This is a genomic window from Streptomyces sp. A2-16 (assembly GCF_018128905.1).
In the GTDB taxonomy this organism is placed as follows: domain Bacteria; phylum Actinomycetota; class Actinomycetes; order Streptomycetales; family Streptomycetaceae; genus Streptomyces.
In genome coordinates this window covers 7,497,246-7,510,224 of sequence record NZ_CP063808.1, presented here as the reverse complement: position 1 = coordinate 7,510,224, position 12,979 = coordinate 7,497,246, and the positions used below count along the sequence as shown (strand labels likewise).

Here is a 12,979-nt window from a genome sequence, read left to right as displayed (position 1 = left end):
TTCTTGCTGCCGTTACCGATTCGTGTCACTCGACTGTGGACAACTGGCTGCACTATGTCGGGTCTTACGGTGTTTTGGGCACCCTGAGGGCCGAAATCAACAGCGAAACGACAGCTACGGCAGTGTGCTGCACCGGTCTCAGGCCGGGTCGATCTCGCGCAGCAGGCCCGTCTTCACGTCGAACACGAAGCCGCGCACGTCGTCGGTGTGCAGCAGGAACGGCGAGGTGCGCACCCGCTGCATGGACTGGCGTACGTCCTGGTCGACGTCCCGGAAGGCCTCCACGGCCCATGCCGGGCGCTGGCCGACCTCCATCTCCAGCTCGGTGCGGAAGTCCTCGGTGATCGCCTCCAGGCCGCAGCCCGTGTGGTGGATGAGCACGATGCTGCGGGTGCCGAGTTTGCGCTGGCTGATGGTGAGGGAGCGGATCACGTCGTCGGTGACCACGCCGCCCGCGTTGCGGATGGTGTGGCAGTCGCCGAGTTCCAGGCCGAGCGCGGCGTGCAGGTCGAGGCGGGCGTCCATGCAGGCCACGACGGCGACGTGCAGGACGGGGCGGGCGTCCATCCCGGGGTCGGTGAACGCGGCGGCGTACCGCTCGTTTGCGTCGACCAGGCGGTCGGTCACCCCGCCGCCGGGGGATATGGCGCCTTCGGTGGGAACGGATGCGGAAGTCGTCATAACCATGACGGTACTGGTCACCGCCGTCGCGGTCCTGTCGTGAGAAGGGAAAAAGAGCGTCATCACGTCCTCTGTGTGAGGTACCCCACAAGGGGATCGGGTGCACCCGAACGGGTGTTTTCCGCCCATTCCCAGCATCGGGTCCGCGCCGGTGCGCGACGCGCAGGCCGGTTGATTGACCGCGAGACACCGTGGACTAAAGTGACGCGAAGCGGGAGGCGAGGCCTCCCTGCTGGACTTTCCCCGGAGACCCCGGCGATTTTCCGGAGATCTTCCCACGTGCGCGGCGCGTACGTACGGCTCGGCCTCCTCCCGCTCCCGGTCGGCTGACGCTTCCGGCGCCGGCAGGCCTCCCCCTCGGGGCCTCCAGCGAAGCTGGGGAAGGGCGGGAGCCCGGCGGTGCGTACGGCCCGCGCCGGACCTGAGAGGGCCCCTTGAGCCAGAGTCGACACGTCCCGGTGATGCTCCAGCGGTGCCTGGACCTGTTGGCCCCCGCGCTCGAGCGGCCCGGGTCGGTGGTGGTCGACTGCACGCTCGGGCTCGGCGGTCACAGCGAGGCCCTGCTCCAGCGGTTCCCCGAGGCCAGGCTCGTCGCCCTCGACCGCGACAAGGAGGCCCTGCGCCTGTCGGGCGAGCGGCTCGCGCCCTTCGGTGAGCGCGCCACCCTCGTCCACGCGGTCTACGACGAGCTCCCGGAGGTGCTCGACCGGCTCGGCATCGCGCGCGTGCAGGGCGTCCTGTTCGACCTCGGGGTCTCCTCCATGCAGCTCGACGAGGCAGACCGCGGCTTCGCCTACGCCCAGGACGCCCCGCTCGACATGCGCATGGACCAGACGACCGGCATCAGCGCCGCCGAGGTCCTGAACACCTACCCGCCGGGCGAACTCGTCCGGATCCTCAGGGCGTACGGCGAGGAGAAGCAGGCCAAGCGGATCGTCGCCGCGATCGTGCGCGAGCGCGACAAGGAGCCGTTCACGAACAGCGCGCGGCTCGTCGAGCTGATCCGCGACTCCCTGCCGCAGGCCGCCAAGCGCACCGGCGGCAACCCGGCCAAGCGCACCTTCCAGGCCCTGCGCATCGAGGTCAACGGCGAACTCTCGGTCCTGGAGCGGGCGATCCCGGCCGCGGTCGAGGCACTCGCCGTGGGCGGCCGGATCGCCGTGCTGTCGTACCACTCGCTGGAGGACCGGCTGGTCAAGCAGGTCTTCGCGGCCGGCGCCGCCACCACGGCCCCGCCCGGACTGCCCGTCGTGCCCGAGCGCTACCAGCCCCGGCTCAAGCTGCTCACGCGCGGTGCCGAACTTCCCACCGAGGAAGAGATCGCCGAGAACCGGCGGGCCGCACCGGCGCGTTGCAGGGGCGCCGAGCGAATCAGGGAGTCCATCGAATGATGCGTGAGCCGCGAGAGCCGCGTAAGTGGGTTGGGAAACCGGACTCACGGGAGGGTGCGTGAGCAGGAAACCCGAACTGAGGGGGAGGGCCGCTCGTCTCGCGCGTCTCCTCCCCGGCACGGCGAGCCCCGGACAGGCGGCCCGCACGCCCTTCGTGCTCCTCGTGGTGCTCCTCCTCGGCGGCGGCCTCATCGGGCTGCTGGTGCTGAACTCCGCGCTGAGCGAGGGGTCGTTCAAGCTCACCGACCTCCAGAAGGACACGAAGAGCCTCACCGACGAACAACAGGCTCTGCAGCGGGACATCGACGCCTACTCCGCGCCCGACGCCCTGGTGCGCCGGGCCCGTGAACTCGGCATGGTGCCCGGCGGCGACCCGGCCTTCCTGGACCCCGACGGCACCGTCAAGGGCGTCCCGTCCCCCGCCTCCGCCGCCGAGCAGGCCTCCTTGCGGATGCCGCTCGTCCTCGCGCCCGAGGCGTTCGACAGCGGCGCCGTCCCGACGCCGACGGCCAGCACCGCCCCGGCGGCCGGCACCACTGCGGCGGTGAGCAGCGCCCCGGCACAGACCGTCGTACCGGCGCCCGGGACCGCCCCCTCGGACATCCCGCTCTCCCCGACCCCGACCCCGACTCCCGGCAGGTGACGGAAGTGTCTGACGACTTCGGCAGGCAACCGCCGCGCCGCCGCGTGCCCGGACCCGCCCGCCCCGAGCGCTCCGGCCGCCCCGTCGGCCGACCGCGCCCGGGCCCCGGCGCCCGCCCCGCCCGCCGCCCCGCGGCCCCCCGCGGCACGGCCCCCAAGACCATCCGCCTGGGCAGTCCCCGCCCCCGGCTGCGCCTGGTCGGCCTCGCGCTGACCCTGGTGCTGGCCGCCTTCGTCGTACGACTGCTCCAGGTGCAGGCGGTGGACGCGAGCACGTACGCCGCCAAGGCCGAGCGGAACAGGTACGTCGGCTACACGCTCGCCGCCGAGCGCGGCGGGATCACCGACCGGGACGGGGTGGCCCTCGCGACCAGCGAGGACGCGTACGACATCACGGCCGACCCGACGCTGTTCACCCGCAAGCAGCTGAAGATCGACGACGGTCCCGAGCAGGCCGCCGCCCTGCTCGCCCCGATCCTGGGGCAGGAGCAGGAGACGATCGTCAAGAAGCTGCGGCCCAAGGACAAGAAGCTGCGCTACGTCCTGCTCGCCAACCGGCAGACCCCGCAGGTCTGGAAGCAGATCAAGGACCTGAGGTCCGCGCTCGCCACCAAGAGCGAGACCGACCCGGGCACGGCCAACGTCCTCGCGGGCGTCCTGTCCGTGCCGACGACCAAGCGCGTGTACCCGAACGGCGACCTCGCCGCCGGGATACTGGGCTGGGTCAACGCCGACGGCAAGGGCGGCGGCGGGGTCGAGCAGCAGCTGAACTCCCTGCTGGCCGGCAAGGACGGCAAGGTGCGCTACGCCCAGTCCGGCGGCCGTCAGGTGCCCACCGTGGGCTCCACCGAGACGCCCGCGGTGCCCGGCAGCGACGTCGAGCTCACCATCGACCGCGACATCCAGTGGGCCGCCCAGCAGGCCATCACCGACCAGGTGAAGGAGTCCAAGGCGGACCGCGGGTACGTGATAGTGCAGGACACGCGGACCGGCCAGGTCCTCGCCATGGCCAACTCACCGGGCTTCGACCCGAACGACCTGTCCAAGGCGAGCTCCGTGAACATGGGCAACGCGGCCCTCCAGGACGCCTACGAGCCCGGTTCCACCGCCAAGGTCATGTCGATGGCCGCAGTACTGGAACAGGGCGTCGCCACCCCGCTCACGCATGTGATCGTGCCCAACCGGCTGCACCGCGGCGACCGGCTCTTCAAGGACGACATCGACCACGAGACCTGGTACCTCACGCTCAACGGCGTGCTCGCCAAGTCCTCGAACATCGGCACCATCCTGGCGACCGGCCAGCTCGGCAAGACCCAGGCGCAGGCCAACCAGGTCCTCTACTCCTACCTGCGCAAGTTCGGCCTCGGCCGCTACAGCGGGCTGGACTTCCCGGGCGAGACCCCGGGCATCCTCGCCAAGCCCGCCGACTGGTCGACCTCACAGCAGTACACGATTCCTTTCGGCCAGGGCGTCTCCCTCAACGCGATGCAGGCCGCGTCCGTCTACTCGACGATCGCCAACGGCGGTGTCCGCGTCGAACCCACGCTCGTGCGCGGCACCAAGGGGCCCGACGGACGCTTCACACCCGTCGCCAAGCCCAAGGAGACAAGGGTCGTCAGCGCGAAGACGGCCAAGACCCTGGCCCAGATGCTGGAGTCCGTCGTGGACGACCAGGAGGGCACCGGCACCAAGGCCCGCATCCCCGGCTACCGGGTCGCGGGCAAGACGGGCACGGCCAACCGCGTGGATCCGGCCACCGGCAGGTACAAGGGCTACACCTCGTCGTTCGCCGGCTTCGCGCCCGCCGACAAGCCGCGGATCACCGTCTACTGCGCCATCCAGAACGCCACCAGCGGCAGCTACTTCGGCGGCCAGATCTGCGGACCCGTCTACAAGAAGGTCATGGAGTTCGCCCTGAAGACCCTGCAGATCCCGCCCACGGGGGCGAAGGCCGCGAAGCTGCCCGTCACCTACACGCCCTGACCTGCACGGTGCCGGCACCCGCCGGCCCGCTCGGCACGTCGGCCGTACCTCATCAGCACGTCATCAGCACCTCGGAAAGGCCACCAGGAACCACCTCGTGACGACGATCACCTCCGATTCCGGGAACCAGGGCGCGCCCCGCCCCTCACTTCGCTCCGAGGCGGGTGCGCCCGGTACGCTCACCGCCGTGCCACACGCTGATCAGTCCCAAACCACCCAGAAGGGCGCACCCGTGACATATCCGGGACCGCCCCGGCCGGTCCGGGTCTCCGCAACACCCCTCGCGGAGCTCGCCGATCAGCTGGGTGCCGCCGCACCGGACCCCGCGCAGGAGACGGTCGAGGTCACGGGCATCACCCATGACTCGCGCGCCGTCCGCCCGGGCGACCTGTACGCCGCCCTCCCCGGGGCCCGTCTGCACGGTGCCGACTTCGTCACCCAGGCTCTCGGCCTCGGCGCGGTCGCGGTGCTGACCGACCCGACGGGCGCCGAGCGTGCCGCCGCGACCGGGCTCCCGGTGCTGGTCGTCGAGGACCCACGCGCGCGCATGGGCGCACTGGCCGCCACGATCTACGGCCACCCCGGCCGCGACCTGCTCCAGATCGGGATCACCGGCACCTCCGGCAAGACCACCACCGCCTACCTCGTCGAGGGCGGTCTCAAGGGGCTCAGGTCCACCGGCCTGATCGGCACCGTCGAGATGCGCATCGGTGACGAGCGCATCAAGTCCGAGCGCACCACGCCCGAGGCCACCGACCTCCAGGCCCTGTTCGCGGTCATGCGCGAGCGCGGTGTCGAAGCGGTCGCCATGGAGGTCTCCAGCCACGCCCTGGTCCTCGGCCGGGTCGACGGCTGTGTCTTCGACATCGGGGTCTTCACCAACCTCAGCCCGGAGCACATGGAGTTCCACTCCGACATGGAGGACTACTTCCAGGCCAAGGCGCAGCTCTTCACGCCGAAACGCAGCCGTCTCGGCGTCGTCAACCTCGACGACGAGTACGGCCGCAGGCTCGTCAAGGAAGCCACGGTCCCGGTCGTCACCTTCTCCGCCGAGGGCCACCCCGACGCCGACTGGCGCGCCGAGGACGTCGAAGTCGGGCCCATGGACTCGACGTTCACCGTGATCGGCCCCAAGGGCGAGCGGATCGCCGCCAGGTCCCCGCTCGCGGGCCCCTTCAACGTGGCGAACTCCCTCGCCGCGATCGTCGCCCTGGCCGCGGCCGGCCTCGACCCGCAGACCGCCGCAGAGGGCGTCGCCGCGGTGCCGGGCGTACCGGGCCGCCTGGAGCGCGTGGACGTCGGGCAGCCCTACCTCGCGGTGGTGGACTACGCCCACAAGACGGACGCCGTCGAGTCGGTGCTCAAGGCGCTCCGCAAGGTCACCGAGGGCCGGTTGCACATCGTGCTCGGCTGCGGGGGCGACCGCGACAGGACCAAGCGCGGACCGATGGGCGCGGCCGCGGCCCGCCTCGCCGACACCGCCGTACTGACCTCCGACAACCCCCGCTCCGAGGACCCGCTCGCGATCCTTGCAACCATGCTCGAGGGCGCGGCGTCCGTACCAGCACACGAGCGCGGCGAGGTCCAGGTCTTCGAGGACCGGGCCGCCGCGATCGCCGCAGCCGTCGCCCGCGCGCGGCCGGGCGACACCGTACTGGTCGCCGGGAAGGGCCACGAGCAGGGCCAGGACATCGCCGGGGTGGTCCGTCCCTTCGACGACCGCCAGGTGCTTCGAGAAGCCATCCAGAAGACCCAGGGATGAACTTGTGATCGCCCTCTCTCTCGCCGAGATCGCCTCAGTCGTCGGCGGGCAGACGCATGACATACCGGATCCGTCGGTGCAGGTGCACGGGCCCGTCGTCATCGACTCCCGGCAGGTGAAGGACGGCAGCCTGTTCGCCGCCTTCGTGGGGGAGCGCGTCGACGGCCACGACTACGCCGACCAGGCCGTCCGGGCGGGTGCGGTGGCCGTGCTGGCCCAGCGCCCCGTCGGCGTGCCCGCGATCGTCGTCGAGGACGTCCAGACGGCTCTCGGCGCCCTCGCGCGTCATGTCGTACGACGGCTCGGCGCGACCCTGGTCGCCCTCACCGGCTCGGCCGGCAAGACCAGCACCAAGGACCTGATCGCCCAGGTGCTCCGGCGCAAGGCGCCGACGGTGTTCACACCGGGCTCGCTCAACAACGAGATCGGGCTGCCGCTCACCGCGCTCACCGCCACCGAGGAGACCCGGTTCCTCGTCCTGGAGATGGGCGCCCGCGGGATCGGGCACATCAGCTACCTCACGGATCTGACGCCCCCGAGGATCGGCCTCGTCCTGAACGTCGGCACCGCCCACATCGGCGAGTTCGGCGGCCGCGAGCAGATCGCGCAGGCCAAGGGCGAGCTGGTGGAGGCCCTCCCGCCGGAGAGCGAGGGCGGCACCGCGATTCTCAACGCCGACGATCCTCTCGTACGGGCCATGGCCTCCCGTACGAAGGCGAAGGTGATCCTTTTCGGAGAGTCCGGCGAAGCGGACGTACGCGCCGAGAACGTGCGACTCACGGACACCGGACAGCCCGCCTTCAGTCTTCGCACACCCTCCGGTGCAAGCGAAGTGACCATGCGCCTGTACGGTGAGCACCACGTGTCGAACGCGCTCGCCGCGGCCGCCGTCGCCCATGAGCTGGGCATGTCCGCAAGTGAGATCGCCACCGCGCTCTCCGAGGCGGGCTCCCTCTCCCGCTGGCGTATGGAGGTCACCGAGCGCCCGGACGGCGTGACCATCGTCAACGACGCCTACAACGCGAACCCCGAGTCCATGCGAGCCGCTCTGCGCGCGCTCGCGGCGATGGGCAAGGGGCGGCGGACCTGGGCGGTGCTCGGCAAGATGGCCGAGCTCGGGGACGAGGCGCTCGCCGAGCACGACGCGGTCGGACGGCTCGCCGTCCGGCTCAATGTCGGCAAGCTCGTCGCGGTCGGGGGCAGGGAAGCGTCCTGGCTGCAACTGGGCGCATATAACGAGGGTTCGTGGGGTGAGGAGTCGGTGCACGTGTCCGACGCACAGGCGGCGGTCGACCTGCTGCGCAGTGAGTTGCGCCCGGGAGACGTCGTCCTCGTGAAGGCGTCCCGGTCGGTCGGCCTGGAGAGCGTCGCCCAGGCGCTGCTCGACGCCGAGGGTGAGGTTGCCGCCCGATGATGAAGCAGATCCTGTTCTCAGGAGTCATCGGCCTGTTTCTGACCCTGGTCGGCACCCCGCTGCTGATCAAGCTGCTCGCGCGCAAGGGTTACGGCCAGTACATCCGCGACGACGGCCCGCGCGAGCACGCCAGCAAGCGCGGTACGCCCACCATGGGTGGTATCGCCTTCATCCTGGCGACCGTCGCCGCCTACTTCCTGTCCAAGATCATCACCGGTTACCCGCCCACCTACTCGGGCCTGCTGGTGCTCGGCCTGATGTGCGGCATGGGCCTGGTCGGCTTCCTGGACGACTACATCAAGATCGTCAAGCGGCGTTCGCTGGGTCTGCGGGCCAAGGCGAAGATGGCGGGGCAGCTGATCGTCGGCATCAGCTTCGCGGTGCTCGCGCTGATGTTCCCGGACTCCCACAACAACACCCCGGCCTCGACGCGGCTGTCGTTCATCACCGACTTCGGCTGGAAGATCGGCCCGATCCTGTTCGTGGTCTGGGCGCTGTTCATGATCCTCGCGATGTCGAACGGCGTGAACCTCACCGACGGTCTGGACGGCCTCGCCACCGGCGCCTCCGTGCTCGTCTTCGGTGCCTACACCTTCATCGGCGTCTGGCAGTTCCAGGAGTCCTGCGCCAACGCGCAGACCCTGACCAACCCCAACGCCTGCTACGAGGTGCGCGATCCGCTCGACCTCGCGGTGATCGCCTCCGCGCTGATGGGTGCCTGCCTGGGCTTCCTGTGGTGGAACACCTCGCCGGCCAAGATCTTCATGGGCGACACCGGTTCGCTCGCCCTCGGCGGTGTCCTCACCGGCCTCGCCATCTGCTCCCGCACCGAGCTCCTGGTCGCCATCATGGGCGGTCTGTTCGTCCTCATCACCATGTCGGTGGTCATCCAGGTCGGTTCCTTCCGGCTCACCGGCAAACGCGTGTTCCGCATGGCACCGCTCCAGCACCACTTCGAACTCAAAGGCTGGTCCGAAGTCCTCGTGGTGGTCCGTTTCTGGATCATCCAGGGCATCTGCGTGATCGTCGGCCTGGGTCTCTTCTACGCGGGATGGGCAGCAGAAAAGTGACCTCCTCGGAGCACCTCGACTGGCAGGGGAAGCACGTCACCGTCGCCGGACTCGGTGTCTCCGGCATCCCGGCGGCCAAGGCGCTGCACGCGCGCGGGGCGCACGTCACGGTCGTCAACGACGGCGACGACGCACGCGCGCGTGAGCAGGCCGCGGAGTTGGAGGCGCTCGGGATCACCGTGCGCCTCGGCGACGGCGCGACCCTGCCCGAGGGCACCGAGCTCGTGGTCACCGCGCCCGGCTGGAAGCCGGACAAGCCGCTCTTCACCGCGGCCCGTGCGGCTGGCCTGGAGATCTGGGGCGACGTGGAGCTCGCCTGGCGGCTCCGCGGCCCCGACGCGGCCCCCTGGCTCGCGATCACGGGCACCAACGGCAAGACGACCACCACCCAGATGCTGGCGTCGATCCTGAGGGCCGCAGGGCTGCGCACGGCCGCCGTCGGCAACATCGGCGTCTCCCTGCTGGACGCGGTGCTCGGCGACGAGCAGTACGACGTGCTCGCCGTGGAGTTGTCGAGCTATCAGCTCCACTGGGCGCCCTCCCTGCGCGCCCACTCCGCCGCCGTGCTCAATCTCGCCCCCGACCATCTCGACTGGCACGGCTCCATGGAGGCGTACGCCGCCGACAAGGGCCGGGTCTACGAGGGCAACAGAGTCGCCTGCGTCTACAACGTCGCCGACAAGGCCACCGAGGACCTGGTGCGCGAGGCGGACGTCGAGGAGGGATGCCGGGCGATCGGCTTCACCCTCGGCACCCCCGGGCCGTCCCAACTCGGTGTCGTCGAGGGCATCCTGGTCGACCGGGCCTTCGTGGAGGACCGGCACAAGAACGCCCAGGAGCTCGCCGAGGTCTCCGACGTGAACCCGCCGGCCCCGCACAACATCGCCAACGCCCTTGCCGCGGCGGCCCTCGCACGCGCTTTCGGGGTGCCCGCTAGGGCCGTACGGGACGGGCTGCGCGACTTCACCCCGGACGCGCACCGCATCGCCCACGTGGCCGATGTCGACTCGGTCGCCTATGTCGACGACTCCAAGGCCACCAACACCCACGCGGCAGAAGCCTCGTTGGCGGCCTACGAGTCGATCGTGTGGATCGCGGGCGGGCTCGCCAAGGGTGCGACCTTCGACGAGCTGGTCACCAAGTCGGCAAAGCGACTTCGCGGTGTCGTGCTCATCGGTCAGGACCGCGCCCTGATCCGGGAAGCCCTCGCGCGACACGCCCCGGAAGTACCCGTGGTGGACCTCGACCGGACCGACACTGGGGCGATGCTCGCGGCTGTCCGGGAGGCTTCGCGTCTCGCCGTCGCAGGCGACACCGTGTTGTTGGCGCCGGCCTGTGCGTCGATGGACATGTTCGCCAACTACAACAAGCGCGGGGAAGCGTTCGCGGAGGCGGTTCGCGGACTCGCCGGCGCGGGCGCCTGACGGCGGGTCACGGCCGAGGCGGGCGCTTTCGGGATCCTTGGAGGGCGCGTGACTCGAATGTGGTCGGTTCGTCGGCTGCGGGTCGTGGGGGCTGGTCGCGCAGTTCCCCGCGCCCTTGAGGGGTTGGTGGTGAAGCGTGTCCACTAGTCGGACTGGGCGGCCGCCCAGCCAGCGGGCTGTGAGGCGCCCTGCGAGCCCCAAGCCTGCACGCGAGAACCCCCTGCTGCGGTTCTACTTGCGTGCTCACAAAGCCTGGGACCGCCCGCTGACCGCCTACTACCTGATCCTCGGCGGCAGCCTGCTTATCACCGTGCTCGGACTGGTGATGGTCTACTCGGCCTCCCAGATCACGGCCCTGCAGATGTCGTTGCCGGGATCCTTCTTCTTCCGCAAGCAGTTCCTGGCCGCAGTCATCGGCGCCGTCCTGCTGCTGATCGCCTCCCGGATGCCGGTCAAGCTGCACCGGGCGCTCGCCTACCCGATCCTGGCGGGCGCCGTCTTCCTGATGGCCCTGGTGCAGGTGCCGGGGATAGGGATGTCGGTCAACGGCAACCAGAACTGGATCTCGCTCGGCGGCTCCTTCCAGATCCAGCCCAGCGAGTTCGGCAAGCTCGCGCTCGTGCTGTGGGCGGCCGACCTGCTCGCCCGCAAGCAGGACAAGAAGCTGCTGACCCAGTGGAAGCACATGCTGGTGCCGCTCGTCCCGGTCGCCTTCCTGTTGCTCGGACTGATCATGCTCGGCGGCGACATGGGTACGGCGATCATTCTCACCGCGATCCTGTTCGGCCTGCTGTGGCTGGCGGGGGCGCCGACCCGGCTGTTCGTCGGGGTGCTGTCGGTCGCCGCGTTCATCGGGTTCGTCCTCATCAAGACCAGCCCCAACCGCATGGCCCGGCTCGCCTGCATCGGCGCCACCGAGCCCAAGTCCGGCGGCGCCGACTGCTGGCAGGCAGTGCACGGCATCTACGCCCTCGCTTCTGGCGGAATCTTCGGCTCCGGGCTCGGTGCGAGTGTGGAAAAATGGGGCCAACTACCCGAAGCCCACACCGACTTCATCTTCGCCGTCACCGGTGAGGAACTGGGCCTCGCGGGGACGCTGTCGGTACTCGCTCTCTTCGCGGCTCTAGGCTATGCGGGTATCCGCGTGGCCGGACGCACGGAGGACCCCTTCGTGAGGTATGCCGCGGGAGGTGTGACCACCTGGATCACCGCTCAGGCGGTGATCAACATCGGTGCGGTGCTCGGCCTGCTGCCGATCGCCGGTGTCCCGCTCCCGCTGTTCTCCTACGGAGGGTCCGCCCTGCTGCCGACCATGTTCGCCGTCGGGCTGCTGATCGCGTTCGCGCGTGACGATCCCGCCGCGCGGGCGGCGCTTTCGATGCGGCAACCCCGCTTTGGTAGAAAGCGGGCGGGAGGCGCCGTGCCGGCACGGGGGCCTCGGAGATGGAACACGATGCGACGGCGCGCCCCATCGGCGCGTTCGTCCGGAGAGCGGTGAATTTCGGTGCATGTCGTACTCGCCGGTGGGGGGACCGCCGGCCACATCGAGCCCGCGCTCGCCCTCGCGGACGCCCTGCGCAGGCAGGACCCGACCGTGGGGATCACGGCCCTGGGCACGGAACGGGGCCTGGAGACCAAGCTCGTCCCGCAGCGCGGCTACGAGCTCGCGCTCATCCCGGCCGTCCCGCTGCCCCGTAAGCCCACCCCCGAGCTGATCACCGTCCCGGGCCGGCTGCGCGGCACGATCAAGGCCACCGAGCAGATCCTGGAGCGCACCAAGGCCGACGCGGTCGTCGGCTTCGGCGGCTATGTGGCCCTGCCCGGCTACCTCGCGGCCAAGCGGCTCGGGGTGCCGATCGTGATCCACGAGGCCAACGCCCGCCCCGGCCTCGCCAACAAGATCGGCTCCCGCTACGCCGCCCAGGTCGCCGTCGCCACGCCGGACAGCAAGCTGCGGGGCGCCCGCTACATCGGCATCCCGCTGCGCCACACCATCGCCACCCTGGACCGGGCCGCCGCCCGTCCCGAGGCCCGGCACATGTTCGGCCTCGACCCCAACCTGCCGACCCTGCTGGTCTCCGGCGGCTCGCAGGGCGCCCGGCGCCTCAACGAGGTCGTCCAGCAGGTCGCGCCCTGGCTCCAGCAGGCCGGGATCCAGATCCTGCACGCGGTCGGCCCGAAGAACGAACTGCCGCACGTACAGCAGATGCCGGGAATGCCCCCCTACATCCCGGTAAGTTACCTGGACCGGATGGACCTCGCGTACGCCGCGGCCGACATGATGCTCTGCCGCGCGGGCGCGATGACCGTCGCCGAACTCTCCGCCGTCGGGCTTCCGGCCGCCTATGTCCCGCTGCCCATCGGCAACGGCGAACAGCGGCTGAACGCCCAGCCGGTGGTCAAGGCCGGCGGTGGACTGCTGGTCGACGACGCGGAACTGACGCCCGACTGGGTACGGGCGAACGTACTGCCCGTGCTCGCCGACCCGCACCGGCTGTACGAGATGTCCCGCGCCGCCGCCGAGTTCGGCCGCCGGGACGCCGACGACCTGCTGGTCGGCATGGTGTACGAGGCGATCGCCTCGCACCGACGCCAGTAGCCAGGAAGAGGGA

General features: G+C 70.4%; 10 protein-coding genes. 9 read left to right on the top strand and 1 reads right to left on the bottom strand.

Going from position 1 to position 12,979, the window contains the following annotated elements; all coding sequences use genetic code 11:
- Positions 1-138: 138 nt before the first annotated feature.
- A complete protein-coding gene (locus tag IOD14_RS33785; protein ID WP_249126123.1) occupies positions 139-681 on the bottom strand; it encodes a carbonic anhydrase in 543 nt (180 codons plus the stop codon).
- A gap of 434 nt (positions 682-1,115) precedes the next feature.
- Here IOD14_RS33785 and rsmH point away from each other — a divergent pair, with 434 nt between their 5' ends.
- The 9 genes from rsmH to murG all read left to right on the top strand — a co-directional run bounded on the left by rsmH (position 1,116) and on the right by murG (position 12,966).
- The gene (gene rsmH, locus IOD14_RS33780) at positions 1,116-2,072 is read left to right on the top strand and encodes a 16S rRNA (cytosine(1402)-N(4))-methyltransferase RsmH (protein ID WP_123988603.1); all 957 of its coding nucleotides are present in this window, start codon (positions 1,116-1,118) and stop codon (positions 2,070-2,072) included.
- Positions 2,073-2,130: 58 nt separating this feature from the next.
- Positions 2,131-2,715 (top strand): hypothetical protein, encoded by a 585-nt coding sequence (locus tag IOD14_RS33775; RefSeq protein WP_212672319.1) that lies wholly within the window; start codon positions 2,131-2,133, stop codon positions 2,713-2,715.
- Positions 2,716-2,720: 5 nt separating this feature from the next.
- Positions 2,721-4,697, top strand: coding sequence for a penicillin-binding protein 2 (locus IOD14_RS33770; protein ID WP_282959530.1), 1,977 nt, complete (start codon positions 2,721-2,723; stop codon positions 4,695-4,697).
- A gap of 232 nt (positions 4,698-4,929) precedes the next feature.
- Positions 4,930-6,459, top strand: coding sequence for a UDP-N-acetylmuramoyl-L-alanyl-D-glutamate--2,6-diaminopimelate ligase (locus tag IOD14_RS33765; protein ID WP_212672317.1), 1,530 nt, complete (start codon positions 4,930-4,932; stop codon positions 6,457-6,459).
- 4 nt (positions 6,460-6,463) lie between these two features.
- Positions 6,464-7,873, top strand: a complete 1,410-nt coding sequence (gene murF, locus IOD14_RS33760) for a UDP-N-acetylmuramoyl-tripeptide--D-alanyl-D-alanine ligase (RefSeq protein ID WP_212672316.1) — start codon at positions 6,464-6,466, stop codon at positions 7,871-7,873.
- Complete coding sequence (gene mraY / locus IOD14_RS33755) at positions 7,870-8,943, top strand: phospho-N-acetylmuramoyl-pentapeptide-transferase (protein WP_123988598.1); 1,074 nt, start codon at positions 7,870-7,872, stop codon at positions 8,941-8,943. Before murF ends, mraY begins: the two co-directional genes overlap by 4 nt.
- Positions 8,925-10,367: a UDP-N-acetylmuramoyl-L-alanine--D-glutamate ligase gene (gene murD, locus IOD14_RS33750; RefSeq protein ID WP_249126122.1), complete on the top strand. Its 1,443-nt coding sequence runs from the start codon at positions 8,925-8,927 to the stop codon at positions 10,365-10,367. Before mraY ends, murD begins: the two co-directional genes overlap by 19 nt.
- Positions 10,368-10,503: 136 nt before the next feature.
- Positions 10,504-11,865, top strand: coding sequence for a putative lipid II flippase FtsW (gene ftsW / locus IOD14_RS33745; RefSeq protein ID WP_123988597.1), 1,362 nt, complete (start codon positions 10,504-10,506; stop codon positions 11,863-11,865).
- 6 nt (positions 11,866-11,871) lie between these two features.
- Entirely contained in the window at positions 11,872-12,966 is a 1,095-nt protein-coding gene (murG, locus tag IOD14_RS33740; protein ID WP_123988596.1) for an undecaprenyldiphospho-muramoylpentapeptide beta-N-acetylglucosaminyltransferase, read from the top strand.
- The last annotated feature ends 13 nt before the right edge of the window (positions 12,967-12,979 follow it).

What these genes read in the sequence shown, in the direction of transcription:
- IOD14_RS33785 (WP_249126123.1), bottom strand. Translation starts at nt 681, where the DNA reads ATGACGACTTCCGCATCCGTTCCCACCGAAGGCGCCATATCCCCCGGC.
- mraY (WP_123988598.1), top strand. Translation starts at nt 7,870, where the DNA reads ATGATGAAGCAGATCCTGTTCTCAGGAGTCATCGGCCTGTTTCTGACC.
- murD (WP_249126122.1), top strand. Translation starts at nt 8,925, where the DNA reads ATGGGCAGCAGAAAAGTGACCTCCTCGGAGCACCTCGACTGGCAGGGG.